The organism is Xanthomonas sp. DAR 80977, assembly GCF_041240605.1.
Taxonomy (GTDB): Bacteria; Pseudomonadota; Gammaproteobacteria; order Xanthomonadales; family Xanthomonadaceae; genus Xanthomonas_A; species Xanthomonas_A bundabergensis.
This window is the reverse complement of sequence record NZ_CP162487.1, coordinates 3,603,384-3,628,707: the sequence shown is the minus strand read 5'-3', so window position 1 is coordinate 3,628,707 and position 25,324 is coordinate 3,603,384. Positions and strand designations below refer to the sequence as shown.

At 69.8% G+C, this 25,324-nt stretch carries 21 protein-coding genes; 9 read left to right on the top strand and 12 right to left on the bottom strand.

The features are described 5' to 3' along the window. Positions 1 to 81: 81 nt before the first annotated feature. The 5 genes from AB3X10_RS15270 to AB3X10_RS15250 all read right to left on the bottom strand — a co-directional run bounded on the left by AB3X10_RS15270 (position 82) and on the right by AB3X10_RS15250 (position 6,176). Positions 82 to 534: a DUF2147 domain-containing protein gene (locus tag AB3X10_RS15270; RefSeq protein ID WP_369976056.1), complete on the bottom strand. Its 453-nt coding sequence runs from the start codon at positions 532 to 534 to the stop codon at positions 82 to 84. Positions 535 to 753: 219 nt separating this feature from the next. Further along, positions 754 to 4,359, bottom strand: coding sequence for an ABC transporter permease/M1 family aminopeptidase (locus AB3X10_RS15265; RefSeq protein ID WP_369976055.1), 3,606 nt, complete (start codon positions 4,357 to 4,359; stop codon positions 754 to 756). Positions 4,360 to 4,372: 13 nt separating this feature from the next. Next, positions 4,373 to 5,266 carry an ABC transporter ATP-binding protein gene (locus AB3X10_RS15260; protein WP_369976054.1) on the bottom strand — a complete coding sequence of 298 codons (894 nt, stop codon included), beginning with the start codon at positions 5,264 to 5,266 and terminating at the stop codon, positions 4,373 to 4,375. Positions 5,267 to 5,418: 152 nt separating this feature from the next. Beyond that, a complete protein-coding gene (locus tag AB3X10_RS15255; RefSeq protein ID WP_369981848.1) occupies positions 5,419 to 5,808 on the bottom strand; it encodes a VOC family protein in 390 nt (129 codons plus the stop codon). Positions 5,809 to 5,810: 2 nt separating this feature from the next. Next, positions 5,811 to 6,176 (bottom strand): VOC family protein, encoded by a 366-nt coding sequence (locus AB3X10_RS15250; protein ID WP_369976052.1) that lies wholly within the window; start codon positions 6,174 to 6,176, stop codon positions 5,811 to 5,813. Between the two features lie 215 nt (positions 6,177 to 6,391). On the opposite strand from AB3X10_RS15250, the gene mmuM reads away from it, so the two are divergent. Continuing rightward, the gene (gene mmuM / locus AB3X10_RS15245) at positions 6,392 to 7,345 is read left to right on the top strand and encodes a homocysteine S-methyltransferase (RefSeq protein WP_369976050.1); all 954 of its coding nucleotides are present in this window, start codon (positions 6,392 to 6,394) and stop codon (positions 7,343 to 7,345) included. Positions 7,346 to 7,480: 135 nt separating this feature from the next. Here mmuM and AB3X10_RS15240 read toward each other — a convergent pair whose 3' ends face one another. The 5 genes from AB3X10_RS15240 to trxA all read right to left on the bottom strand — a co-directional run bounded on the left by AB3X10_RS15240 (position 7,481) and on the right by trxA (position 12,675). Next, positions 7,481 to 9,358, bottom strand: coding sequence for a DUF885 domain-containing protein (locus tag AB3X10_RS15240; protein WP_369976049.1), 1,878 nt, complete (start codon positions 9,356 to 9,358; stop codon positions 7,481 to 7,483). Positions 9,359 to 9,651: 293 nt separating this feature from the next. Further along, positions 9,652 to 10,425 carry a queuosine precursor transporter gene (locus tag AB3X10_RS15235; RefSeq protein WP_369976047.1) on the bottom strand — a complete coding sequence of 258 codons (774 nt, stop codon included), beginning with the start codon at positions 10,423 to 10,425 and terminating at the stop codon, positions 9,652 to 9,654. Positions 10,426 to 10,436: 11 nt separating this feature from the next. Continuing rightward, a complete protein-coding gene (locus AB3X10_RS15230) occupies positions 10,437 to 11,114 on the bottom strand; it encodes a DUF502 domain-containing protein (protein WP_145700921.1) in 678 nt (225 codons plus the stop codon). Positions 11,115 to 11,223: 109 nt separating this feature from the next. After that, positions 11,224 to 11,673 (bottom strand): DUF4442 domain-containing protein, encoded by a 450-nt coding sequence (locus tag AB3X10_RS15225; RefSeq protein WP_369976045.1) that lies wholly within the window; start codon positions 11,671 to 11,673, stop codon positions 11,224 to 11,226. A 138-nt stretch (positions 11,674 to 11,811) separates the two neighbouring features. Next, entirely contained in the window at positions 11,812 to 12,675 is an 864-nt protein-coding gene (gene trxA, locus AB3X10_RS15220; protein WP_369976044.1) for a thioredoxin, read from the bottom strand. Between the two features lie 220 nt (positions 12,676 to 12,895). Between trxA and AB3X10_RS15215 the strand changes: the two genes are divergently transcribed. The 8 genes from AB3X10_RS15215 (at position 12,896) to rlmH (ending at position 21,369) form a co-directional block, all read left to right on the top strand. After that, positions 12,896 to 13,519, top strand: coding sequence for a DUF998 domain-containing protein (locus AB3X10_RS15215; protein WP_369976043.1), 624 nt, complete (start codon positions 12,896 to 12,898; stop codon positions 13,517 to 13,519). Positions 13,520 to 13,786: 267 nt separating this feature from the next. Then, positions 13,787 to 16,444 carry a leucine--tRNA ligase gene (gene leuS / locus AB3X10_RS15210; RefSeq protein ID WP_369976041.1) on the top strand — a complete coding sequence of 886 codons (2,658 nt, stop codon included), beginning with the start codon at positions 13,787 to 13,789 and terminating at the stop codon, positions 16,442 to 16,444. A gap of 139 nt (positions 16,445 to 16,583) precedes the next feature. Further along, positions 16,584 to 17,186: an LPS assembly lipoprotein LptE gene (gene lptE, locus AB3X10_RS15205; RefSeq protein WP_145700912.1), complete on the top strand. Its 603-nt coding sequence runs from the start codon at positions 16,584 to 16,586 to the stop codon at positions 17,184 to 17,186. 83 nt (positions 17,187 to 17,269) lie between these two features. Then, on the top strand, positions 17,270 to 18,304 hold the full coding sequence (gene holA, locus AB3X10_RS15200; protein WP_369976039.1) for a DNA polymerase III subunit delta: 1,035 nt from the start codon (positions 17,270 to 17,272) through the stop codon (positions 18,302 to 18,304). 50 nt (positions 18,305 to 18,354) lie between these two features. Next, a complete protein-coding gene (nadD, locus tag AB3X10_RS15195; RefSeq protein ID WP_369976038.1) occupies positions 18,355 to 19,095 on the top strand; it encodes a nicotinate-nucleotide adenylyltransferase in 741 nt (246 codons plus the stop codon). A 55-nt stretch (positions 19,096 to 19,150) separates the two neighbouring features. Next, positions 19,151 to 19,564 carry a ribosome silencing factor gene (rsfS, locus tag AB3X10_RS15190; RefSeq protein WP_369976036.1) on the top strand — a complete coding sequence of 138 codons (414 nt, stop codon included), beginning with the start codon at positions 19,151 to 19,153 and terminating at the stop codon, positions 19,562 to 19,564. After that, positions 19,557 to 20,717 carry a J domain-containing protein gene (locus AB3X10_RS15185; RefSeq protein ID WP_369976034.1) on the top strand — a complete coding sequence of 387 codons (1,161 nt, stop codon included), beginning with the start codon at positions 19,557 to 19,559 and terminating at the stop codon, positions 20,715 to 20,717. The genes rsfS and AB3X10_RS15185 overlap by 8 nt, the downstream gene beginning before the upstream one ends. Positions 20,718 to 20,898: 181 nt before the next feature. Further along, on the top strand, positions 20,899 to 21,369 hold the full coding sequence (gene rlmH, locus AB3X10_RS15180) for a 23S rRNA (pseudouridine(1915)-N(3))-methyltransferase RlmH (protein ID WP_369976032.1): 471 nt from the start codon (positions 20,899 to 20,901) through the stop codon (positions 21,367 to 21,369). A 166-nt stretch (positions 21,370 to 21,535) separates the two neighbouring features. Here rlmH and AB3X10_RS15175 read toward each other — a convergent pair whose 3' ends face one another. Together AB3X10_RS15175 and AB3X10_RS15170 are read right to left on the bottom strand one after the other, a co-directional pair. After that, positions 21,536 to 24,250 carry a TonB-dependent receptor gene (locus tag AB3X10_RS15175; protein WP_369976030.1) on the bottom strand — a complete coding sequence of 905 codons (2,715 nt, stop codon included), beginning with the start codon at positions 24,248 to 24,250 and terminating at the stop codon, positions 21,536 to 21,538. A gap of 224 nt (positions 24,251 to 24,474) precedes the next feature. Then, positions 24,475 to 25,146: an energy transducer TonB gene (locus tag AB3X10_RS15170; protein ID WP_369976028.1), complete on the bottom strand. Its 672-nt coding sequence runs from the start codon at positions 25,144 to 25,146 to the stop codon at positions 24,475 to 24,477. Positions 25,147 to 25,324 lie beyond the last annotated feature (178 nt).

Sequence of the window (25,324 nt, the reverse complement as noted above, 5' to 3'; positions counted from 1 at the left end):
GTGGTTGCCTGGAAAAACAAGGGCGCCCGAAGGCGCCCCGTTTTTACCAATCCCGAATCCCGAATGCCCAATCCCGGCCCTTCACTCCCTGATCCACGTCTGCGTCCGCCCCAGCGCCTCGATGCCGATGTAGCCGCGCATCTGCAGCTTCTTGCCGCCGTCGGTGAGGGTGACCTTGGCCTTGTAGGTCTTGCCCTTGGCCGGATCCAGCACCGAGCCGCCGCTCCACACCGCGGTCCCGTCCGGCTTCAGCCCCCACAGGATGGTCATGCCCTTGATCGGCTTGCCCTTCTGCGCGCCGTCGCACTTGTCGCACAGCGGATTGGGACCCTTGTCCGATTGCAGGATCTCGATCACCTTGCCGCTCAGCGTGCCGTTGCCGGCCTGCTCGATCTGCACGATGGACTTGGGCTTGCCGGTCTCGTCGTCGATGGTCTGCCAGCGGCCGACCGGCGAGGTGTCGGCGGCCTGCGCGACGAACGCGGCCACGCTCAGCGGCAGGGCCAGCATCAGGGTCTTGAAAGTGGTGCGCATGTGTCCCCTCCCAGGGTGTGTCCAGAGCGGTCGGCGCGATGCCGACCTGGAGCCGACTGTATACCCAAGCGTATGGTGCTGGGAATCGCTGGCCGCCGGCGGTTCAGCGAGTCGCCGGTAGTGCCCTGCGTGCGGCAGGCGTCGCCGCGCAACGCAGGCCGTGGCACGCGGCACCCGGCCTGCCGGGGGGCGCCTGCCGCCGCCGAACGGCCGCACCCGTCACTGCACCGTCACCTGCTTGCGGTTGTCGTCCGAGACCCGGTCGATCAGCTTGTTGTACGGATCGAAGCCGGCCTCGCTGGGCAGCCGGTCCACGGTCACCGTGACCGTCGGCGCGGGAGTGGTCACGTGCAGGCGCTGCAGGTACAGCACCTTCTCGTCGCGTTCCTTGCCCGACGGTCCCTTGGCGAACACGCCCACCTCGACCCAGTCGTCCAGGCTGCCGTCGCGTTCCTTGCCCTTGCCGTCGGCATAGTGCTTGGCCGCGTGCAGCCGCAGGGTCACGTCGTAGCGGCCATCGGCGCGCTTGCGTGCGGTCGCCGTTTCCACCCGGTTGTCGTAGAAGGTGATCCTCTCGAACAGGTCGTCGATCAACGCCTGCTGCTCGGGGCGCGCTTCGGCACGGATGAACTGCAGCAGTTCGGCCGAGGTGGTGTAGGGCGGCGGCTGGAACGCCTTGGCCAGCAGGAACTCGTGCAGCGCGCGGTTCAGCGCCTGCTCGCCGATTTCCTCGCGCAGCCGGTAGAACACCAGCGAGCCCTTGCAGTAGTGGATGTACTGCTGGTTCTCCACGCGGTACAGCGGCAGCTCCTCCAGGCTTTCGCCACCGCGTCCGCTCAGGTAGCGGTCCAGTTCGTACTTGAGGAAGCGGCGCATGTGCGCGCGGCCGTATTCCTGCTCCATCACCATCAGCGCCGAGTACTGCGCCAGCGATTCGGACAGCATCGTCGCGCCCTGCACGTTGGCGCCGATCACCTGGTGCGCCCACCACTGGTGCGCCACTTCGTGCGCGGTCACGTAGAACACGTAGTCGATGTCGTCCGGATCGCGCAGGTCGGCGATGAACCCGATCGACTCCGAATACGGGATGGTGTTGGCGAAGGACTGGGCGAAGCTCTGGTAGCCGGGGAACTCGATGATGCGCACCTGGTGGTGCTGGTACGGGGTGAAGTGCTGCTCGTAGTAGGCCAGCGACTTCTGCACGCCCTCGATCATGCGCTGCACGTTGTACGGATGCTTGGCGTCGTAGTAGACCTCGATCGGGATGTCCTTGTAGCGCGCCTTCCTGACCTGCCAGCGCGCCGACAGGTAGGCGTAGAAATTCAGCATCGGCCGGTCCATCGCGTAGCTGAAGCAGCGCCGGCCGTTGCGGCTGGATTCCTGCTGCAGGTAGCCCGGCGCCAGTGCGATCTGGTCCGGCGCGGTGCAGATGGTGGTGGCGAAATCGATCCAGTCGGCATCGTCGCTGATGTAGGTGTTGGCCCGCGCGGCCTGGTCTTCGAGCTTGGGCATGCGCGTGGGTTCGCCCAGTCCGCGCTTGCGGCGCTCGTTGCGGTCCTCGATCTGCTGCCGCTCGTTGTAGCCGAACCACGGCAGCATGCTGCTGTTGAAGAAGCTGCCGTTGCCGACGATCTCGCTCTGCGCCTGGCGCACGGTGAGGCCGTGCGGATGGCGATCGACACGGAAGCGGAACGTGCGTTGCTCGCCAGGCTGCAGCGGCGTGGCCAGCCGGTAGATGCGGTAGCCCAGCGCCGCATCGTGCTTGACCAGGGTCTGCCCGCCCAGGTCCACCGCGACCAGGGTGTCGTCGCCGTCCTCGCCGTTCATGCCCAGGTGCACGTCGCGGATCGGCGCGGCGTGGGTGTTGCGCACCGTCCAGGTGGCGTCCACCACGACCGACTGCGTTTCCGGATGCAGGTCGACCTGGTTGGACACGGCGACGATGCGCGGCTGCGGCAGGTCCTTGTACTTGCGGTAGTCGCGCTCGTAGCGGGCCTGCAGGTCCAGCTCCTGGTCGGGCGAGCGGAACGTATTGTAGACGTTGGTGTTCCAGTAGATCCAGCCGCCCACCGCGGCGAACGCCAGCAGCGCCAGCGCGGTGGCGGCGCCGGGCGCGCCACGCAGGCGCTGCCGCGCCAACTGCAGCCGTTGCCGCGGCCCGTTGCCGACGCCGCGCGGCCAGAACGCCGCCGACAACAGCAGCAAGGTCAGCAGGAACAGGCCCCAGTAGCTCTGCAGCCACAACTGTCCCGGCAGGAAGTGGCCGAAGCCGTTCATGTCCGAATACGGCGCATTCGGCCAGCTGCCGAAGTTGTACAGGCTCTGCGTGTAGTCGAGCATCGACAGCGCCACCTGCCCGATCAGCAGCAGCACCAGCAGCGCATAGCCGAGGAACTTGTTGTTGCTCAGCACCTGCAGCACCAGCGCCATGCCGCCCATCAGCACATAGAACACCGAGCCCAGCACCAGCGGCTTCAGATACAGCAGCGGTTCGATCTGGGTATAGCCCTTGCCCAGCTGCACCGCGACCGAGGCCAGCGCGCCGACCGCCTGGAACGCGGCGATCACCGCGATCAGGGTCAGCAGCTTGCCCAGCAGCGGCACCCAGTTCGGCACCGGCATCGCGTCGGTGATGCCGTCGATGCGCGCGCCGCGTTCCTTCCACACCAGTTCGCCGGCATAGAACAGCACGATGATCACCAGCAGGAAGCTGTAGCTGTTCTGCAGTCCCTGCAGCATGATCGAGGTCACCGGCCAGATGTCGGTGCCGTAGTAAGTGCCGCCGAACAAGGCCTGCGGCACGAAGTTGGCGATGCCCAGGAGCAGCAGGACCACGAACGGCGCGCTGCGGAACACGCCCAGGGTATCGAAGCGCACCTGCCGCAGCAGTTGCCGCCAGCCGGCGCCGTTCTGCGCGAACGGGACGACGGCCGGCAGTTGCACGGGGCGCGCAGCGGTCACGGCTGCGGCCACGGGCACCGCGACGGCCGGCGTCGGCGGCTTGCGGCCGAAACGGCGGCGGGTGCCGCTGCGCTCGGTGCGGAACAGGGCGAAGGTCGCCGCGAACAGCAGGACCGACACGCCCAGCCACAGCGCACGGTTGGCCAGCAGGTAGCCGCTGAGTTCGGGCAGGTTGTGGTTGCGTTCTTCCGCCGACCAGTAGCGCAGCGTCTGCGCCAGCGCGCGGATGCCGAGCGGATCGGACAGGGTGGCGGCCCAGACGTTGTCCAGGTCGGCCAGCACCGCGCGGCTGACCCCGTACAGCACCAGGAACACGATGACGCCGACATACACCCACAGGATGTTGCGTGCGGTCACCGCCAGCAGCGACAGCAGCGCGGTGGCGAACAGCACGTTCGGCAGCACCATCACCGCCAGCGTCCACAGGTAGGACGAGACGGCCACCGGCCCCAGCCGGACCGGGTCGATCCATGGCATGAACTGGGCGATGAAGATGCCGAACGCGACGATCAGGTACATCACCATGCAGGCCAGCAAGGCCGCGCCGATGCGTCCGAGCAGATAGTCGCGGCGCCGCACCGGGCTGGAGAACACCAGTTCGGCGGTGCCCAGCTCGAAGTCGCGCAGCAGCGCATTGCTGACGAACAGCGTGGCCACCAGCAGGCCGATCAGGGTGAACATGGTCATCATCGTGGCGATGACCGAGGGCGCGTTGCGGTAGACGTTGCCGATGCCGCCGCCGATCTGCACCGCGTCGCTGGAACTGGCGCCGAAGGCGAGCAGGGCAAGCAGCGCGGCCAGCAGCCACAGCAGGGGCGAACGCAACTGCTCGCGCAGCTCGAAGCGCAGGAAAGCCAGGATCATGGTCGGCGCTCCGTCAGGCGGCCCGCGCCTGCTGGCGCAGGCGCTGGAAATACACGTCCTCGAGGTCGGGCGCGACCGGTTCGAAGCCCGCTTCCGGGCATTCGGCGCTGAACACATGGATCACCGGGCTGCCGGCCACCAGCCGGGTCGACAGCACGGTGTAGCGCGCTTCGTAGTCGGCCAGCGCGCTCTTGGCCACGCGCTTGCGCCAGACCTGCTGGCTGAGCGTGGCGATGGCGTCGGCGGGGCGGCCGGTCAGCAGGACCTGGCCCTTGTTCATGATCGCCATCGCCGGGCACAGGTCGGTGACGTCCTCCACGATGTGGGTGGACAGGATCACCACCACGTTCTCGCCGATCTCGGCCAGCAGGTTGAGGAAGCGGTTGCGTTCCTCCGGGTCCAGGCCGGCGGTGGGTTCGTCGACGATGACCAGCTGCGGATTGCCGAGCAGCGCCTGGGCGATGCCGAAGCGTTGGCGCATGCCGCCGGAATAGGTGCCCAGCTTGCGCTTGCGCGCGTCCCACAGGTTGACCTGCTGCAGCAGGCCCTCGACCAGTTCCTTGCGCTGGCGGCGCTCGGTGAGCCCTTTCAGCACCGCGAAATGGTCGAGCAGGTCCAGCGCGCTGACCTTGGGGTAGACCCCGAAGTCCTGCGGCAGGTAGCCGAGCTTGCGCCGCAGCGCGTCCTTGTCGCGCAGCACGTCGATCGCCTGGCCGTCGGCGCCGGTGAGGGTGGCGCTGCCGGAATCGGCTTCCTGCAGCGTGGCCAGGGTGCGCATCAACGAGGACTTGCCGGCGCCGTTGGGGCCAAGCAGGCCGAACATGCCGCGCGGGATGTCCAGGGTGACGCCCTTGAGCGCATGGACGCCATTGGCGTAGGTCTTGGACAGCTCGCGGATCTGCAGCATGGCGTACCTTCCCCTGGTCGATATCCGATTGTTGGTGCGATCGCGCGTGGCCGCATGCGCCGGAAGTCATTGCCATCGGCGCCGCCGCGTGCCGGCGGGCGCGGCCGTCGTCGGATGTGCGACAGGCCCGGATTGCCAAGGCATCGCGACGCTCAGCCGGCTTCGTACAGCTCCAGCGGCAGGTCGTCCGGGTCGGCGAAGAAGGTGAAACGGCGGCCGGTGTACTCGTCGATGCGGATCGGCTCGGTCGCCACGCCGTGCGCCTGCAGATGCGCGACGGCGGCGTCCAGGTCGTCCACGCGCAGCGCCAGGTGGCGCAGGCCGCAGGCTTCCGGGCGGCTGGGTCGCGGCGGCGGCGCGGGGAAGGAGAACAGTTCGATCTGGGCGCCGTCGGGCAGGGCCAGGTCCAGCTTCCAGGAGTCGCGCGCTTCGCGATAGGCCTCGGCGACCACGCGCAGGCCGAGGATGCGGCAGTAGAAGTCCTTCGAGCGCGCGTAGTCGGAGGCGATGATCGCCACGTGGTGCAGGCCGCCCAGGGTCAGGCTCATCGGCACAGCGCCTGGCCGAACTGCAGCAGGTGGCCGTCCGGATCGTGGATCGCGAACTCGCGCATGCCGTAGGCGAAGTCCTCGAGCGGATAGGCGATGCGCGCCTGCGGCTGCAGCCGCTGCCACCAGGCGTCGACGTCGTCGGTGCGGAAGTACAGCGAGCCGGGGAGGCCGGACGCCGCGGCATCGGCAGGCGCCTGCCGCGCGGCCAGCATCAGCGCCAGCGGGCCGTGCCGCAGCGAGGCCCAGCCGGCGTCCGCGCCGCCGCCATCGATGCGGAAATCCAGGGTGTCGGTGTAGAACGCCAGCGCCGCGGCAAGGTCGGCGCTGCGCAGCATCGGCGTCAACGCGGTGAAGGTCATGCGCCGCTCCGGTGCGGAAGGAAGGGGGCGAGTCATGCGCCGAGCATAGCGCAGCGTCGGGCGTCGGACCTGAGCGGTGCCTGGCGTATCGGCGTTCGCATGTGGCTTGTACGCGACATCATCGCCGCATGCGGTCCGTGCGAAGCCCGCAGTCGGCGTGGCGGCCACTGCCTGACACAATGACGGCATCACGTTTCGCCCGCGAGGCCGCGACCATGCCGCACAACCCCTTGACCGCGCTGCTGGCCGACGGCCGTTGCATCGTGCTCGACGGCGCGCTGGCCACCGAACTGGAGGCGCGTGGCTGCGACCTCGGCGATGCGCTGTGGTCGGCGAAAGTGCTGCTCGAGCAGCCGCAACTGATCCGCCAGGTGCACCTGGACTATTTCCAGGCCGGTGCGCAATGCGCGATCACCGCCAGCTACCAGGCCACGCCGTTGGGATTCGCCGCGCGCGGCGTCGATCCGCTGCAGTCGCGGCAACTGATCGCACGCAGCGCGCAGCTGGCGCTGCAGGCGCGCGATGCCTATCGGGCCGCGCATGCGGATGCCGGCGCGCTGCTGGTTGCAGGCTCGGTAGGGCCGTACGGCGCCTACCTGGCCGACGGGTCGGAATACCGTGGCGACTACGCGCTGCCGCGGGCGGCGATGCTGGACTTCCACCGTCCGCGCATCGCCGCGTTGGTCGAAGCGGGCGTGGACCTGCTGGCCTGCGAGACGCAGCCGTCGCTGGCAGAGGTCGCGGCGCTGCTGGCGTTGCTGGAGGAATTTCCGCAGGCGGTGGCGTGGTTCGCGTTCACCCTGCGCGATGCTGCGCACCTCAGCGACGGCTCGCCGTTGCGCGAGGCGGTGGCCTTGCTCGACGGCCATCCGCAAGTCGTCGCGCTCGGCGTCAATTGCATCGCGCCGGCGCTGTGCACCGCAGCGCTGCAGCAGCTGGCGGCGCTGACCGCACTGCCGCTGCTGGCGTATCCGAATTCCGGCGAGCGCTACGACGCTGCCGGCAAGCGCTGGGACGACGGCGCTGCCGGTGCCTGCGCGTTGGTCGATCATGTGGATGCCTGGCGCGCCGCCGGTGCGCGCCTGATTGGCGGGTGCTGCCGTACCACGCCGCGCGACATCGCCCGATTGGCGCGGCGCCTGGCAATGCAAGCGCCGCCAGGCGGTTGAGCCCGCAGGCACGTGTTGGAGCGCTTTTAGTGTAGGAGCGGCTTCAGCCGCGACCGGGGCGTTGCCGGCGACGCCCCGGTCGCGGCTGAAGCCGCTCCTACAGGGAGAGCATGAGGCGCGCAGCCGCCGTCGCGCTCAGCCCTTCTTGCTCGCCACCCAGCGCTCGATCTTCTCCTGCAGCACGTCCAGCGGCACCGAGCCGTCCTTCAGGATCTCGGCGTGGAACTCGCGGATGTCGAACCTGTCGCCGAGCTGGGTGCGGGCGTAGTCGCGCAGCTGCAGGATCTTCATCTCGCCGATCTTGTAGGACAGCGCCTGCCCGGGGATGGCCATGTAGCGCTCGGCTTCGGCCTCGGCATCGGTGCGGCTGGTGGCCGAGTTCTCGAGCATGTAGTCGATCACCTGCTCGCGGGTCCAGCCCTTGCTGTGCAGGCCGGTGTCCACCACCAGGCGGATCGCGCGCCACAACTCGTTCTGCAGGTAGCCGAAGTAGTTGTACGGGTCCTGGTACAGGCCCAGTTCCTTGCCCAGCGATTCGGTGTACAGGCCCCAGCCTTCGATGTAGGCGGTCTCGCCGCCGAAGCGGCGGAACTTGGGCAGGTTGCTCAGCTCCTGCTGCAGGCCGAGCTGGAAGTGATGGCCGGGAATGGCTTCGTGCAGGTACAGGTCTTCCGCATCCCAGGTCTTGCGGCTGGGCAGGTCGTAGGTGTTGACGTAGAAGATGCCCGGGCGCGAGCCGTCCTCGCTGGGCCGCATGTACGAGCCGCCGGCTGCCGATTGCGCGCGGTACGGCTCCACCGGGCGGATCTCGAACGCGGCCTTCGGCTTCAGCGCGAACAGGCGCGGCACCGCCGCGTCCACCCGCGATTCCAGGCCGCGGTAATAGCTCAGCAGCTCGTCTTCGCTCTTGAAGGTGAAGCGCTTGTCGGTCTGCATGAACTTGAAGAACTTCGGCATCGGGCCGCGGAACTTCACCTGCTTCATCACCACCTGGATCTGCGCCTGGATGCGCGCCACCTCGTCCAGGCCGATCTGGTGGATCTGCGCCGGGCTCAGATCGGTGGTGGTGCTCTGGCGTACGTTGTAGGCGTACCAGGCCTCGCCGCCGGGCAGCGCGCCGACGCCGGCGGTGCTGCGCGTGGCCGGCAGGTATTCGGTGGCGATGAAACCGCGCAGCGCGCGGTAGGACGGCATGATCCGGTATTCGATCAGGCGCTTGTAGTCGGCGGTGATGCGCTGCTTCTCGGCCTCGGGCATGTCCGCCGGCAGGTTGCGGATCGGGCCCCAGAACAGGCTTTCCTCGGCGGTTGGCTTGATGATCGCGTCCAGCTGCGGCAGCACTTTCTCCATCAGCGCGCGCGGCTGCACCACGCCGGCCTTCATGCCCTCGCGCATGTTGGCGATGGCCTGGTCGAACAGGGCGGGGATGCCGAGCGCGCGCCGCGCCCAGTTGTCGTAGTCCTTGGCGGTGTGGAACGGCTGCGCGCCGGTGCCCGAGCCGAGCATCACCATGATGCTGCCGACGTTGTAGAACTGGTTCACCGGCTGCATCCAGCTCGGGTACTTCTCCGCCTCCAGCGCGTTGCGCGCGTCGCCGACGAAGATCTCGTAGCTGAGCAGGTCCTGCCCGCTCAGCCCGTCCTTGCCGATCGCCTCGGCCTTGCCCAGCCACAGCACGGTGAAATCGTGCGACTGCTGGCGGAATGCGGGCGACAGGAAGTTCGGCAACTGGTCGTTGTAGCGGCTGTCGCCCTGGAACGTGGCCTGCAGCGGATTGAGCTTCAGCGATGCTTCCCAGTAGTCGTCGTACAGGCGATTGAGCTGCTCGGCCTTGCTGCGCACCACCGGCGCCGGTGCCGGCCGCGGTTTCTTGGCCTTGCTGGCCTTGGCGCGGGTCTGCGCGGTCTGCTGTTTGGCGGCCTTCTTCTTGGCCGCGTCCGCCGGTGCGGCCAGCGACAGGCTCAGGACGGCGGCGATGGCGAGCGACAGCAGGCGGGGAAAGCTGGGCGGCATTGCGGGCTCCAACGACAAGCGAGCACGGGAGCTTGCCCGATCCGCACCGCGGAGGCCACCCACCGCCGCGCGCGCAGTCAGCAAAAAGCCGGTACGGCGCAGCGCCGCCGATGCCTGCACGGCAGGTCCGCGACGGGGCGTGGGCCAGGCCGGGCGGTTGTCTTCGGCGTTTGCGCCGACCGTGCGGGGGCCGCTGCACGATCACGTCGGCGCCGTTCCTGGCGCGCGCGGACGGCATGCGCCGCAAGGTGCGGCTGCGCTGGATGTTGCGCCAGCGCGACCGATCCGCGCACTCAGTCGGCCGCGGCTTCCTCGCGCAACTGTTCGGCGCGCTCGGGGCTCAGGTAGTCGGTGATCAGCCGCCGCATCAGGTACAACAGCGGGATCAGCAGCACCGCCAGCAGCATCTTGCAGATGTAGTTGAGCGTGCTCACCGCCAGGAACAGCGGGATCGACCAGTGCTGCGGACCGAGCACGAAGGCGATGTAGATGACCACGAAGCTGTCGATCAGCTGCGACACCGCGGTGGAGCCGGTGGCGCGCAGCCACACGTGCTTTTCGCCGGTGACGTTGCGGATGCGGTGGAACACCGCCACGTCGATCAGCTGCCCGGCCAGGAACGCGACCAGCGAGCCGGCGATGGTCCACAGGCCCTGGCCGAACACCGCCGCGAACGCGGCCTGGTAGTCCGGCACGCCCTGCGCCTGCGCCGCGCCGACCCAGAACCCGGCCGGCGCCAGTGCGATCGCCGCGAACGCGAACAAAAAGCCGTAGCCGATCAGCGCCACCGCCAGCCAGGAGATGAAACGCACCCCGCGGCGGCCGAAGAACTCGTTGATGGTGTCGGTGAGGATGAACACCAGCGGCCACAGCAGCGTGCCGGCGGTGAAGTTCATCGAGCCGCTCTGGCCGAACAGGTTCCAGTTCAGCGGCGCGATGCCGAGGGTGTCCTCCAGCGCGAAGATCTTGACCCCGATGAATTCGGCGAGCGCGGCATTGACGCAGAAGAACGCGGCTAGGCCGATGAACAGGCGAACGGCGCGATCGTCGAGCGTGCCGTTGCGCATCGCGGTCTCCCTCAGCGGTCCATGGTGCGGGTGAAGGGCACGCTGTCCGGCGCCACCGCGCCGCCGGAGATGATGAAGCTCATCGCCTGGTCCACGCTCCAGTCGGTCGGGGTCAGCAGCTCCACCGGCACGATCTCCAGGTAGCCGGAGGTCGGGTTCGGCGTGGTCGGCACGTACACCGCGGCCAGTTCGCGGCCGGTGCCCTGTTCCTTGATCACCCGCGTCACCAGGCCGACCGACTTCATGTCGCGGTGCGGGAAGTCGATCAGCACCACGCGCTGGGTGCTGCCGGGCTGGGTCTGCAGGATGTCCAGCAGCTTGCGCGCGCTGTCGTAGACCACGCTGGCCAGCGGGATGCGGCGCATGACCGCCTCGAACCAGCGCAGCAGGCGCTGCCCGATCACGCGCCGGCTGAGGATGCCGACCAGCAGGATCACCGCCAGGGTGGCGATCAGGGCGATGGTGTTCTGCACCCACAGCGCGGTGGCCCAGCCCATCTCGTGCGGGAACGAGGCGGCGATGCGCGCCGACAGCGGCAGCACCCACGGGCTGCTGATGCCCGACAGCAGCACGAACACGAACTTGACCACGACCCAGGTCAGCCAGATCGGCAACAGGGTCAGCAGGCCGGTGAAGAACAGCCGTTGCAGGGACGGGCGGGGGTGCGGAGCGGGGGTATCGGGCGACATCCGCCTAGTGTAGCGGCGCACCGCGCCGGCCGGTACGGCAGCGGCTAAGAAGCCTCACTCCGTGCAGGTGCGATTGGGGAACCGTCTCCGCAAGCGCAGGGTGACCCTGCTAGCGTGCCGGCTTGCGCTTGACGTAGAGCTGCTTGCGTGTGCGCGCCACCACTTCGCCCTGCGCGTCGAGGATCTCGTTGTCGAACCAGCGCAGGTACTTGTCGCCGCCGGCGGTGGCCTGGCGCACGTCGTCCAGCATCGCCTCGTCCAGGCGGAACTGCGCGGTCACGGTGCCGCGCCCAGGGCGCACGAACTCGATGCTGCCGGCCTTGTCCCAGACGTAGTAGGCGCCGCCCAGGTTCTGCATCGTCAGCAGCATCCAGAACGGATCGGTCATCGCGAACAGGCTGCCGCCGAAATGGGTACCGACGTAGTTGCGGTTCCACGGCCGCATGCGCAGCTCGACCCGCGCGTAGCGGTAGTCCTGGCTCAGTTCCGCCAGGTGGATGCCGGCGAACAGGAACGGCGGCCACAGGTTCAGGCCCAGGCGGAACAGGGAGGCTTTCATTGCGGATGGCAGGCGGCGCTAGGGGAGGCCGAGCTTACCATTCGCATGGGTATGGTGGGCGGCCGCCGCAGTTCCCGCGCGGCATGGAACGCGGCGGCCGGCCGCGATGGACGGGCCGGTGGCCGCGTTCCGCGCGGCTCAGAACAGCAGCGCCGACATCTTGCGCCGGTAGCGGCCGACCAGGTCCTCGTCCTCGATCACCCGGAACGCGTCGATCAGCGACTTCTTGGGTAGGCCCTCCTCGAAGCCGCGGTCCTGCCGCAGCATCTCCAGGAACTGCTCCAGCGCGGCCTCGTCGTCGCCGGCGATCAGGCGTTGCACGCCCAGCAGGTAGCGCGCCTTGAGGTCGGCCGGGTCCTGCGCGAGCGCCGCCTGCAGCGTTTCCGCCGGCGGTGCCGCCTGCAGCGCGCCGACGAAGCCCAGCCGTGCCCGCGCGCGCACCGCGCGCTCGTCGGTGGCCAGGTTGGCCGGCAGCGCGTCGATCAGCGTCTCCGCCTCGGCGGCGGCGCCGGTCTTCACCAGCGCCAGCGCCAGGTCCAGCTTCAGTTCGTCCTTGTCCGGCTCGGCCGCCACCGCCTCGCGCAGGCGCAGCACCTCGGCGTGCGGATCCAGCGGCGCGGCGGGCGCGTCCTCCTGCGCCTCGGCCGGCGCCGGCAGCGGCGCGATGCCGTGCTGGGTCAGGAACTCGCGCAGCTGGCCCTCGGGCATGGCGCCGGGGAAGCCGTCGACCAGTTGCCCGTCCTTGACCAGGAACACGGTCGGCACCGAGCGGATCTGGAATGCGGCGGCGATCTGCTGTTCCTGGTCCACGTCGACCTTGGCCAGTTCGAACGCGCCGTGGTACTCGGCGGCCAGCTTCTCCAGGATCGGGCTCAGGGTCTTGCACGGCCCGCACCAGGGCGCCCAGAAGTCCACCAGCACCGGGGTCTGCAGCGATTTCTGCAGGACCTCGGCTTCGAAGGTCTCGGTCTTGGCGTCGAAAACGTGGGGCATGTCGGACATGGGGGCTCATCGTGGCAGGCGAAGAAGATGGCTTCTATGGTGGCAGACCGGCGGCGACGCAAGGGTGCGCAGGCGGGCGACGGCCTGCGCGGCGCGCTGCATGGGCGGCGAGCGAGGACGCCGCGGCGATCGCCGCCGCGCCGGGCAGGCGGGGTGCCAGCCGCGGCGGCAGCGGCGACAATGGGGGTTTGGCGCACCGACGCAGCTGCCGGGAGACACGATGAGCAACCGATACGATCAGGCGCTGCGCTACGCAGGACCGCTGCTGGCGGTCGCCGCGGTGGCCGCGGTCGTGGGCTTCGGACTCGCGCTGCCGGGCTACCTGCCGTGGTCGCATCCGGTCGCGCTGCTCGGCGCCAGCGGCATCGCCCACGCCTGGGCGTTCGACCTGCTGGCCTTCGTGCTGCCGGGGGCACTGGCGGTGGCGCTGGCGCTGCGCCTGTTGCAGCGCACCGGCCGCCGCGCCGGCTGGTCGCTGCGCGTCGGCGGGCAATTGCTGCTGCTGGCCGGGCTGGCCTTCGCCGGCATGGGCCTGCTGCCGCTGGACCCGACCGACCTGGAATCGCGCGCCACCCAGTTGCATGCCAGCGCCTGGCTGCTGTGGGTGGTGGCGCTGGTGGCGGCGGCCAGCCTGCTGGCGGCGGGCGCCTGGCGCCTGCCGGGCGCCCGCGGCTGGGCGCGGACCGCGCTGGCGGTGGCGTTGCTGGCCGCGCTCGGCGCGTTCGCGCTGGACGCGCTGCTGTCGGCGGCCGTGGCGCAGCGGCTGGTGTTCGCGCTGTGGTGGGCCTGGCTGGCGCTGCTGGCCTGCCGGCCCGGCCCGCCCGCGCCGCTGCGCGCCGGCTGAGGCGGCCGCCGGCGCCGCGCAATCGGCGCCGGTCGCGCACCGCGCCGACCTGCCCGGCGCCAGGCTGCCGCGCCGCCGTCCCGCCTGCCGAACGGCCTCGCGGACGTGGTTTTCCCCGCAACGGGCGCGTTGGCGGCCATGTGCGCGCCGCGCCGCGTGCCGGGACAGGCCACCGCTGCCGGCACCGCTCGTCGCCACGATTGGAGCCGCCTGCTGCGCTGCGGTACCCTTGCCTGCTTTGTTGCCGCCTGGCCCTTGCCCGTTTCCATGTCCGCCGTCGAGCCCACCGCCTACGACCCGCAGCAGGTCGAATCGTCCGCCCAGCAGTTCTGGGACGCCACCCGCGCCTTCGAGGTCAACGAGACCTCCGACAAGCCCAAGTTCTACTGCCTGTCGATGCTCCCGTACCCGTCCGGTGCGCTGCACATGGGCCACGTGCGCAACTACACGATCGGCGACGTGATCAGCCGCTACCAGCGCATGACCGGCAAGAACGTGCTGCAGCCGATGGGCTGGGACGCGTTCGGCCTGCCGGCCGAGAACGCCGCGATCAAGAACAAGACCGCGCCGGCCAAGTGGACCTACGCCAACATCGAGCACATGCGCAGCCAGCTCAAGTCGCTGGGCTATGCGATCGACTGGTCGCGCGAGTTCGCCACCTGCCGGCCCGAGTACTACGTGCACGAGCAGCGCATGTTCACCCGGCTGATGCGCAAGGGCCTGGCCTACCGCCGCAACGCGGTGGTGAACTGGGACCCGGTGGACCAGACCGTGCTGGCCAACGAGCAGGTCATCGACGGCCGCGGCTGGCGCTCCGGCGCGCTGGTGGAGAAGCGCGAGATCCCGCAGTGGTTCCTGCGCATCACCGACTACGCGCAGGAACTGCTGGACGGGCTGGACCAGCTGCCGGGCTGGCCGGAGTCGGTCAAGACCATGCAGCGCAACTGGATCGGCCGCTCCGAAGGGCTGGAGATCCAGTTCGAGGTGCGCGACGCCGATGGCGCGGCGCTGGACCCGCTGCGGGTGTTCACCACGCGCCCGGACACGTTGATGGGGGTGACCTTCGTCTCCATCGCCAGCGAGCATCCGCTGGCGCTGCATGCGGCCAGGTCCAACCCGCAACTGGCCGCGCTGCTGGCCGAGCTGAAGCAGGGCGGCGTCTCCGAGGCGGAACTGGAGACCCAGGAAAAGCGCGGCATGGACACCGGCCTGGTGGCGGTGCACCCGGTCAGCGGCGAGCAGGTGCCGGTGTGGGTCGCCAACTTCGTGCTGATGGGCTACGGCACCGGCGCGGTGATGGCGGTGCCCGGCCACGACCAGCGCGACTTCGAGTTCGCCAACAAGTACGCGCTGCCGATCCGCCAGGTGATCGCGCTGAAGGCGCCGAAGAGCGACGAGGAACGCACCTGGGAGCCGAGCGTCTGGCGCGACTGGTACACCGACAAGAGCCGGGAATTCGAGCTGGTCAATTCGGCCGAGTTCGACGGCTTGGACTACCAGGGCGCGTTCGAGGCGCTGGCCGAGCGCTTCGAGCGCAAGGGCCAGGGCCAGCGCCGCATCAATTACCGCCTGCGCGACTGGGGCGTCAGCCGCCAGCGCTACTGGGGCTGTCCGATCCCGGTGATCTACTGCGCCAGCTGCGGCGCGGTGCCGGTGCTGGAAGACCAGTTGCCGGTGCTGCTGCCGGAGAACGTGGCGCTGAGCGGCACCGGGTCGCCGCTGAAGACCGATCCGGAATGGCGCAAGACCACCTGCCCGCAGTGCGGTGCGGCGGCCGAGCGCGAGACCGACACCTTCGACACCTTCATGGAGTCGAGCTGGTACTACGCGCGCTACACCTCGCCCGGCGCCAAGGACATGGTCGACAAGCGCGGCAACTACTGGCTGCCGGTGGACCAGTACATCGGCGGCATCGAGCACGCGATCCTGCACCTGATGTACTTCCGCTTCTTCCACAAGCTGCTGCGCGACGCGCGCCTGGTGGACAGCGACGAGCCGGCGACCAACCTGCTGACCCAGGGCATGGTGATCGCCGAGACCTACTACCGCGACAACGGCGACGGCTCCAAGGAGTGGATCAACCCGGCCGAGGTGGACGTGCAGCGCGACGAGCGCGGCCGCATCGTCGGCGCCACCCTGGTCGCCGACGGCCAGCCGGTGCAGATCGGCGGCACCGAGAAGATGTCCAAGTCCAAGAACAACGGCGTGGACCCGCAGGCGATGGTCGGCAAGTACGGCGCCGACACGGTGCGCCTGTTCTCGATGTTCGCCGCGCCGCCGGAGCAGTCGCTGGAGTGGAACGAGGCCGGCGTGGACGGCATGGCGCGGTTCCTGCGCCGGCTGTGGGCGCAGGTGCACAGGCATGCGGCTGATGGAGTCGTCGATGAATTGACCAAACAGGTCGTTCTGGCTAACCCGCTGGGCGCCGAGCACAAGGCGCTGCGGCGCAAGACCCACGAGACCATCGGCAAGGTCGCCGACGACTACGGCCGCCGCCACAGCTTCAACACCGCCATCGCCGCGGTGATGGAGCTGACCAACGCGCTGGCCAAGTTCGACGACGCCGGCGCCCAGGGCCGCGCGGTGCGCCAGGAAGCGCTGGAGGCGGCGGTGCTGCTGCTCAACCCGATCACCCCGCATGCCAGCCATGCGCTGTGGCAGGCGCTGGGGCATGCGCCGACGCTGCTGGAAGACCTGCCGTTCCCGCAGCCGGACCCGGCCGCGCTGGTGCGCGACGCGCTGACCCTGGCGGTGCAGGTCAACGGCAAGCTGCGCGGCACCATCGAGGTGGCCGCCGACACCCCGCGCGAGCAGATCGAGGCGCTGGCCCAGGCCGAGCCGAACACCGCCAAGTTCCTGGAAGGCCTGAGCATCCGCAAGATCATCATCGTGCCGGGCAAGATCGTGAACCTGGTGGCGGCGTGAACCACGGCGCCGCGGGCGTGCGCGCGGCCGCGGCGCTGCCGCCGGCGCGTGTCGCGGCGCTTCTCAACCCTCGTTCACGCGGCATCCGGCAGGCTAGCCGCCTGTTGCCGCGCCCAGCCGGCTCCTCCAGACTGTGTCCATGACCCGATTCCTGCTCGCCCTCGTCTTCGCGACGTCCCTGACCGCCTGCGGCTTCCACCTGCGCGACAAGCTGACCCTGCCGGCCGGCACGCCCTCGGTGAAGGTGGTCTCCTCGGCGCCGTACAGCGAGCTGGTGAAGCTGCTCGAGCGCGGCCTGCGCGCCGCCGGCGCGGAGATCGCGCCGAAGGACGTCAACACCGGCGTGGCGCGCCTGGAAGTGCTGTCCGAGCGCTGGGGCGACCTGCCGATCGCGCTCGACGCCGAAGGCCGTGCCCAGGAATACAGCCTGCGCTACGCGGCGATCTTCGTGTTCCGCCGCGCCGACGGCAGCGTGCTGGTGCCGCAGCAGGTGATCGAGCTGTCGCGCGACTACGTGTCGCCGCCGACCGACGCCACCGGTACCACCACCGAGCGCGAGATCCTCGCCGACGAGCTGCGCCGCGAGATGTCGGCGTCGATGCTGCGCCGGATCGACAGCGTGGTGCGCGCCGAAGTGCGCGACGGCAAGAACGTCAACGAAGCGCCGCCCGCCGCCACCGGCACGCCGGTGGAAGGCAAGCCGGCCACCGGCACGCCGCCGGCGACCACGCCGCAGCCTTGATCGGTCGGCTGCCGCCCGCCGCCCGTCGCTCGCCCGTCTCGGGCGACCCGCCGGCGGCGCGCAACAGGCCTTAGGCTGTCACCATGGAATTGCGTCCCGAACAACTCGCCACCCAGCCGGCGTCGCAGCCGCTGCATCCGGTCTACCTGATCGCCGGCCCGGAAACCCTGCGCGTGCTCGAGGCCGCCGACGCGGTGCGCGCGCGCGCGCGCGCCGAAGGCATCGGCGAGCGCGAGGTGTTCGACGCCGACGGCCGCGATTTCGACTGGAGCCAGCTGTATTCCAGCTTCAATGCGCCGAGCCTGTTCAGCCCGCGCCGGCTGATCGAACTGCGCCTGCCCAGCGGCAAGCCTGGCAAGGAAGGCGGCGAGGTGATCAGCGCGTTCTGCGCCGATCCGCCGCCGGACGTGGTGCTGCTGGTCACCTGCAACGAATGGAGCAAGGCGCACCAGGGCAAGTGGGCCGACGCGGTCGGCCGCATCGGGGTGATCGCGGTGGCCTGGGCGATCAAGCCGCACGAACTGGGCGACTGGATCGAGCGCCGCCTGCGCAGCAAGGGCCTGCGCGCCGATGCCGGCGCGGTGCAGCGCCTGGCCGAGCGGGTCGAGGGCAACCTGCTGGCGGCCGCGCAGGAGATCGACAAGCTGGCGCTGCTGGCCGACGGGCACAGCCTGGACGTGGCGGCGATGGAGTCGCTGGTCGCCGATGCCGCGCGCTACGACGTGTTCCGCCTGGCCGAAGCCACCCTGGCCGGGCAGGCGCCGGCGGTCGGGCGCATGCTCGCCGGCCTGCGCGCCGAGGGCGAGGCGGTGGCCGCGCTGCTGCCGATCCTGATCAAGGAACTGCTGCGCACCGCGGCGCTGGCCAAGGTGCAGGCGGCCGGCGGCAACCTGGCCGCGGAGATGAAGGGGCAGGGCATCTGGGAATCGCGCCAGGCGCCGTTCAAGCGCGCCCTGCAGCGGCATGCCGAACCGCGCCGCTGGGAACGCTTCGCCGCCGAGGCCGGACGCATCGACCGCATCGCCAAGGGCCGCGCCGACGGCGACGCCTGGGTCGCGCTGGAGCGCCTGCTGCTGGCCATCGCCGAGGCGCGGGCGGTGCGGTTGTTGGTGGTATGACCGCCGGGATTGGGGATTCGGGATTCGGGATTGGCAACAGCGGCGATCCCGTGGCGTCGGATGTCCGCGCAGAAGTTGCCGCCGTTGACGAATCCCCAATCCCGAATCCCCAATCCCGGCCGCTCAACCTGATCTACGGCGGCACCTTCGACCCCATCCACAACGGCCACCTGGCGATCGCGCGGGCGGCGCGCGATGCGTTCGGGGTGCCGGTGCGGCTGATGCCGGCGGCCGATCCGCCGCACCGCGAGGCGCCGGGGGCCAACGCGCGGCAGCGCTGCGAGATGCTGGCGCTGGCCATCGCCGGCGAGGCGGGGCTGCTGCTGGACCGGCACGAGCTGCAGCGCGCGCTGGCGCGGCCCGGCGTGGCCTCGTACAGCATCGACACGGTGCGCGAACTGCGCGCCGAGCTCGGCGCCGCCGCGCCGCTGGCGCTGCTGATCGGCGCCGACAGCTTCGTCGGTTTCACCGGCTGGCGCGACTGGCGCGGCCTGCTCGACGCGGCGCACCTGGTCGTCGCCGACCGCGCCGGCAGCGGCTGGGAGCGCGCCTTGCCGGCTGAGCTGGCGCAGGCGGTGGCCGGGCGCTGGGCCGCGTCGCCGCAGGCGCTGGCGACCGCGCCGGGCGGCCTGCTGTGGTGCCTGCGGCAGCCGCTGCGCAGCGAATCGGCCAGCCAGGTGCGCGAGCGCATCGCCGCCGGCGACGACTGGGCGGGACTGGTGCCGGCCCCGGTGGCGGACTACATCCGCGCCGCCGGGCTGTATGCGCCGGCCGCCGCGCCCGCCAGCTGAATACGCGACTTCGCGCAGTTCCCTATAATTCGCCCATTCCATCGAGTTCGCACCTTTGTCCAGTCAAGCCCACGTCATCAAGACCCAACTCCCCAATCCGCCGCCGCCGTTGCCGGTGCTGCTCGCCCACGTCCGCAACGCGCTGGAGGAACTCAAGGCCAAGGACGCGGTGGAAATCGACGTGCGCGGCAAGTCCAGCGTCACCGACTACATGATCGTGGTGTCCGGCACCTCCACCCGCCACGTCAAGTCGATCGCCGACGAAGTGATCAAGCACGCCAAGAAGCTGGACGTGATGCCGCTGGGCGTGGAAGGCGAGCGCGAGGCCGAGTGGGTGCTGGTCGATCTCGGCGACGTGGTGGTGCACGTGATGCTGCCGCGGGTGCGCGAGTTCTATGCGCTGGAGCGGTTGTGGACGGTCGGCGACCAGCCGCCGAGCGACGCGGACGACGACGCGCGCGATGCCTGATCAAACGCCCCGGCGCGACGACGCGCCGGTGGCGGAGGCAAGCCCGGGCCTGACCCTGTCGGCCGCACTGCCGGCCGCCGGCAAGGCGCTGCGCAGCGCCGCCGGCGAGCGCTTCGACAGCTTGGTCGTGCAGTTGGAGCGCAGCCGCGGCGAACTGGCCGCCTGGCGCCAGGCCTTGCCGCGCTGGCAGCAGCGCTTCCACGAACAGGTGCAGCCCTTGCTGCAGCGGCGCGACCAGCTGCACGCCGAGCGCGTGCTGGCGCTGGATGCCGCGGGCATGGCGCAGAAGCTGGGCAAGAGCGAGCGCGCCGCGCTGTCGGCGCAGATTTGCGCGCTGACCGAGCCCTTGCTCGACGACGCCGGCCTGCATGAACTCAAGCCGCTCTACGACCGCCACGCGGAGACTTCCTACGACGCACGCATCGCCGCCTCGGACGCGGCGCTGCGCGCACTGATCGCCGCGCACTTCGGCGTGGACGCCGATGCGATGCCGTACCTGGCGTCGCCGCAGGCGGTGTTCGAGCGCTTGCAGCAGCGTTGCCGGCAGACCCAGGCCGCAGCCGCCGCGCGCAAGGCGAAGAAGGCGCAGCGCGCCGCGGCGGCGCTGCCGGCGTTCGATCCGCAGCGCGCGCTGCGCGAGCTGTACCGCCGGCTGGCCGCGGCGCTGCATCCGGACCGCGAGGCCGATCCGCTGCAGCGCGAGCGCAAGACCGTGCTGATGCAGCGGCTCAATGCGGCCCATGCCGACGCCGACCTGCTCGGCCTGCTGGAATTGCAGGTGCAGGCCGGCCAGCTCGACGCCGCGGCGCTGGCGGCGATGGCCGAACCGCGCATCGAGCGTTACAACCGCATGCTCGGCGAACAATTGCAGGCCACCCAGGACGAACTGCGGCGGATCGATGCCGCGTTCAAGGCCGACTACGCGGTGTTCGGCACGCGCCGGCTCAAGCCGGAACGCTTGAATGCGGCGATGGCCGAGATCAAGCGTGCGCTGCAGGACGAGATCGACGCACTGGCCGAGGACCTGCGCGAGCTGCAACAGGCGCCGACGCTGCGGCACTGGCTCAGGCGGCAGCCGCTGCCGCTGCCGGACATCTCGCACGAAGCCATGCTGTTCCAGGCCATGCTGGACGACGCGCAACGCGACGGGTAGCGGGTTCGCAGATTCGTCGGAGTGCGATGGCCGATGCTCTGGCCATGGCGCGTACCGGGCGTGACCGGCAAGAATCTGTCGCGGCTGAAGCCGCTCCTACAGGGGCATCGGGCCTGCTTCACGGCCAGGGCGGCATGGCCGCGCGCCGATCGCTTCGCCGCGCCAGCGCTATCATGCCTGCATGAAATGCAGACTCATCGCCACCGGCGAACGCGCGCCCGCCTGGGTCGCGCAGGGCTTCGCCGAATACCGCAAGCGCCTGTCGCACTGGCTGCCGCTGGACCTGGTCGAGATCGAACCCGGCCTGCGCGGCAAGGGCCGCGACGCGCAGCGCGCGATCGAGGACGAAGGCCGCCGCGTGCTCGCCGCGCTGCCGAAGAACGCGCTGGTGGTGGCGCTGGACGTGCCCGGCAAGCAGCACAGTTCCGAACAGCTGGCGCAGCGCATGGAACATTGGCGCGGGCAGGGCCGCGATCTTGCGCTGCTGATCGGCGGCCCCGAAGGCCATTCGCCCGAGGTGCTGGCGGTGGCCAGCGAATCCTGGTCGCTGGGGCCGCTGACCCTGCCGCACATGCTGGTGCGGCTGGTGGTGGCCGAACAGCTGTACCGCGCCGCGGCGATGCTGGCCAACCATCCCTACCATCGCGCCTGAGCGCTGAGCGCTGAGCGCCGATGCTCGCACGCGGCCCGGTCGCCCGCGCGCGTTGCGCTTCGGCGCGCGCCGCCGCGGTCGACAACGCCGAACCTCGATGCGTACCTGCACCAACGAAAAAGCCCGGGCACGAGCCCGGGCTTGAGATGCAACGCGACGCGTCCGCTCAGTTGAACGTGTACTTCGCGCCGAGCGTGAAATAGCGGCCGACCGCGCCGCTGTAGTGCAGCGGGTTGTAGTTGACCGCGCCGTAGGTGGACGGATCCAGCGGCGCGATGCGGTCGAACACGTTCTGCACCGAGGCGTTGAGTTCGAACGCCTCGGTGACGTTCCAGCGGCCGGACAGGTCGAAGGTGGTGAACGAGGCGATCTTCTCGACCGGGCTGCCGTCGGCGTAGAACGCGAGATAGTCGCCGCCGCGGCTGTCCTTGTTCTCGATGCTGGAGATGTAGTTGACCACGCCGCTGACGCTCCAGCTGTCCTGCTTCCAGGTGCTGCCGACGTTGATCCGGTCCTGCGGGGTGCCGATGCAGTTGGTCACGTCGCAGTTGCCGTGGGTGCCGACGTAGTCGTAGGTGGTGTCGCCTTCGGTGCGCTCGAACTTGAGCAGATGGCTCCACTGCGCGTCCAGCTCCAGCTGGCCCGGACCGATGGCGAAGGTCTGGCGGATGTCGGTATCGATGCCGCGCACGCGCGAGGAATTGGCGTTCACGTAGTCGGTGTTGACCGCCAGGATGGTGCCGCTGTTGGCCACGCCGCCGATGTCGTTGCTGTCGCGCAGCACGTCGCCGGCGAGGATCGCGTCGCGCGTGTTGCCCTGCGCGATCTCGTTGGTGCGCTTGATCTCCCATGCGTCCACGGTCAGCGAGGTGCTGGCGGTGGGCTGCAGCACGAAGCCCACCGAGTAGCTCTTGGACTCTTCCGGGGTCAGCGCCGAATTGGGGCGGGTGATGATCGCCACCGAGCGCGCGGTGCATTCGTTGGCCGGATCGATCGCGCAGCGGATCGGATCGACCGCATTGGAGAACGCGGCCAGGCCGCCGTCGCCGTTCTCGGCCGGATTCGGCGCGCGGAAGCCCTCGGCGTAGCTGGCGCGCAGCGCGATCCACTCGGCCGGGGTCCACTTCACGCCCAGCTTCGGCGTGGCCTTGCTGTCGCCGCTCTCGTACTTGTCGTAGCGCACCGCGGCCGACAGTTCCAGTTGCTCCAGCACCGGCGCCGACAGCTCGGCGTAGGCGGCGTAGACGTTCTGGGTGCCGTCGTAGGCCGAGTAGCCCAGGCCGATGATGTCGCCCACGTCGGTGTAGGTCTGCGGGGTCAGGCTGTTGCTGGTGCGGCGCCATTCGGTGCCCAGCGCCAGGCCCAGCGGGCCGCCCTGCAGGTCGGCCAGGCTGCGCGAGACGGTGAAGTTGAACATGTCCAGGCTGGACTTGGCGCGCGCGCTGATGGTCGGCGAGATGTAGTCGTACAGGGCCTGCGAGTTCAGCCCGGCGTCGTCGCCGATGCGCCAGGTGCCGGCCGCACAGGCCGGGTTGCCCAGCACGCACTGCACCGCGCTGTAGCGCAGGAAGCCGGTGCGCTTGTTGACCAGGTCGGTGCCCGAATGCAGGTAGGCGGTGTCGTAGCTCCACTCGCCCCAGTTGCCCTTGACCCCGGCCAGGAAGCGGTTGAACTCGTTGGTGTTGTCGGTGACCCGCGGGCCCACGTCCCAGGCGCTGTAGCGCAGGCGCGCGGCATAGGGCAGGGGATTGTCGGGATGGCCGGCGTAGAGCACGGTGGCGCCGGCGCCGCTGTTGGCGTTGACCGGGCCGCCGGGATAGCCCCAGCCGCCGGACACGCCGGACGGGGTGTTGGAGAACACGGTCTCCTTCTTCGAGTAGCCGATCTCGGTGTAGATCTCGCCGCCCTCGCCGAAGGCGAAGCTGGCGCGGCCGAACACGTTGACGTATTCCTCCTCCGGGCTCAGGTCGCGGAACTGCTGGACCGCGTTGCCCAGGCAACCCTGGGCCTGCGCGGTGGCGTCGGTCTGGCCCGGGATGGTGCTGACGCTGGCGCAACCGGGCAGGGCCACCAGTTGCGGCGTGGCAGCGTTGTTGAACACCGAGCCGTTCGGGCCTGCGCCGCCGGCGGTGCCGCCGCTGAGATAGGCGCCGGTGAGGAACTGCACGTCGGCGGCGTCGTAGCCGTAGCGGCGGATGTCGCCGGTGCCGATCCACTTGCGGTCCTTGCGGTCGCTGATCTTGATCGCGTCGGTCTTGCCCACGTCCAGGCTGAAGAACGCATTCCAGCCGTCGCTGGCGAAGTTGCCGGTGCCGGCGGTCAGGGTGGCCTTGCGCGCGTTGCCGTCGCTGTCGCCGGACATGCCGTAGGAGCCGCGCAGGATCGCGCCTTCGAAATCGCTGCGCAGGATGATGTTGACCACGCCGGCGATCGCGTCGGAGCCGTAGATCGCCGAGGCGCCGTCCTTCAGGATGTCGATCCGCTCGACCGCGTCCAGCGGGATGGTGCTCAGGTCGGTGAAGACCTTCTGGCCGTCGTCGGCCAGGCCGTAGGTGGCCATGCGCCGGCCGTTCAACAGCACCAGCGTGGAGCCGGCGCCCAGGCCGCGCAGCGAGATGCCGGCGCCGCCGCCGGCGAAGCCGTTGCCGAAGCTCTTGGGAATCGAGCCGGCACCGTCCGAGGTCAGGGTCTGCAGGTATTCGGCCACCGTGGTCTTGCCGGTGCGGTCGATCTCCTGGCGGGTGACCACCTGGACCGGCGACGGCGTTTCGGTATTGGTGCGGGGGATGTTGGAGCCGGTGACGGTGATGCGGTCGAGATTGGTGGCCGCTTCTTGTGCGAAGGCCGGGACTGCCGCGGCGGTCGCGAGGGCGCTGCTCACGCACGCGCATAGGACAAGGCGGCGGGTCGCACGCCGTTGTTTCTGGATGTTCACAGTTTCTCTCCTAACTGGAAACGCGAGTTGTACGGCTAAGAATTGCAAGGGCGCCGACCCGTCTCGGTCGGACGCGTGCCATGTAGTTGCAGTTATTGTGAAATTTCAGTGAATCCCGGATGTGCTTCCGTCCCGCTGCGGGCTGCCGCAGCGGGACGGAGGCAGCTGCCTCAACGGCCCAGCGAAAAATCCACCGGCACCAGCCCGTAAGCCTGAACCGGCGTCCCTTGCTGCAATGCAGCATGGAACTTCCAGCGCTTCAGCACCTGCTCGCGCGCGGCCTGGTCGAGGATCCGGTGGCCGCTGCTCTTGGCGATGGTGACCTCCAGCGGCTGGCCGTCGACGCCGACCAGCACGCGCAGCAGCACGCTGCCCTGCAGGCCGTCGCGCAACGCCTCGCGCGGGTAGGGCGGGGCCGGCGCACGCAGGTATTGCAGCTGCACGCCGGCGACCGGTGCGCCGACCGGTCCGGGCGGCACGCTCGGCTCGGCCACGGCGGGCGCCGGATCGGGGCTGGCGTCCTGCATCGGCATCGGGCTGGCGTCGGCCAGCGGCGTCTGCACCGGGATCGGGTCCGGTACCGCGGTCGGCACCCGCGGCTGGGTCACGGGTCGCGGCTCGACCTTGGTGACGGGCTGCGGCGGGGTCGGCGTGATCGGCACCACGATCGGCTGCTGCCATCGCGGTTTCGCCTTGGCCGGTTCCTGCGGCGGCGCCACGTGCGAGAGCGGGATCAGCAACAGCAGCATGGCCAACAGGTGCAGGCCGATCGCGGCGCTGAGCGCCAGGATCCGCGACAGGTCGATACCGAACGAGGGAGCGGGGAGTTGCGTGCGAACCATGATCCACCTCCATGATGAAGAGCGTCTTGTGGACTTGCGGTACGACCAAACGCGCCAGCGCGGCGGACGGGGTCGATGCGGCGCCCGTCGGCGCTTCCGACATTGCACCTGTTGCCGTCGCTCTGGCAAGCGCCGGCATGGGGCGGCACTGCCGGTGCCGCGTTCCTGCGATCGTGGC

Coding starts and splice junctions, on each gene's coding strand:
- AB3X10_RS15260 (WP_369976054.1), bottom strand. CDS start 5,266: ATGCTGCAGATCCGCGAGCTGTCCAAGACCTACGCCAATGGCGTCCAT.
- AB3X10_RS15225 (WP_369976045.1), bottom strand. CDS start 11,673: ATGAAAGCCTCCCTGTTCCGCCTGGGCCTGAACCTGTGGCCGCCGTTC.
- AB3X10_RS15235 (WP_369976047.1), bottom strand. CDS start 10,425: ATGCGCAACGGCACGCTCGACGATCGCGCCGTTCGCCTGTTCATCGGC.
- mmuM (WP_369976050.1), top strand. CDS start 6,392: ATGCCGCACAACCCCTTGACCGCGCTGCTGGCCGACGGCCGTTGCATC.
- AB3X10_RS15185 (WP_369976034.1), top strand. CDS start 19,557: ATGCCTGATCAAACGCCCCGGCGCGACGACGCGCCGGTGGCGGAGGCA.
- AB3X10_RS15265 (WP_369976055.1), bottom strand. CDS start 4,359: ATGATCCTGGCTTTCCTGCGCTTCGAGCTGCGCGAGCAGTTGCGTTCG.
- lptE (WP_145700912.1), top strand. CDS start 16,584: ATGACCCGATTCCTGCTCGCCCTCGTCTTCGCGACGTCCCTGACCGCC.
- AB3X10_RS15250 (WP_369976052.1), bottom strand. CDS start 6,176: ATGACCTTCACCGCGTTGACGCCGATGCTGCGCAGCGCCGACCTTGCC.
- AB3X10_RS15230 (WP_145700921.1), bottom strand. CDS start 11,114: ATGTCGCCCGATACCCCCGCTCCGCACCCCCGCCCGTCCCTGCAACGG.
- leuS (WP_369976041.1), top strand. CDS start 13,787: ATGTCCGCCGTCGAGCCCACCGCCTACGACCCGCAGCAGGTCGAATCG.
- rlmH (WP_369976032.1), top strand. CDS start 20,899: ATGAAATGCAGACTCATCGCCACCGGCGAACGCGCGCCCGCCTGGGTC.
- AB3X10_RS15240 (WP_369976049.1), bottom strand. CDS start 9,358: ATGCCGCCCAGCTTTCCCCGCCTGCTGTCGCTCGCCATCGCCGCCGTC.
- AB3X10_RS15270 (WP_369976056.1), bottom strand. CDS start 534: ATGCGCACCACTTTCAAGACCCTGATGCTGGCCCTGCCGCTGAGCGTG.
- holA (WP_369976039.1), top strand. CDS start 17,270: ATGGAATTGCGTCCCGAACAACTCGCCACCCAGCCGGCGTCGCAGCCG.
- AB3X10_RS15215 (WP_369976043.1), top strand. CDS start 12,896: ATGAGCAACCGATACGATCAGGCGCTGCGCTACGCAGGACCGCTGCTG.
- AB3X10_RS15170 (WP_369976028.1), bottom strand. CDS start 25,146: ATGGTTCGCACGCAACTCCCCGCTCCCTCGTTCGGTATCGACCTGTCG.
- trxA (WP_369976044.1), bottom strand. CDS start 12,675: ATGTCCGACATGCCCCACGTTTTCGACGCCAAGACCGAGACCTTCGAA.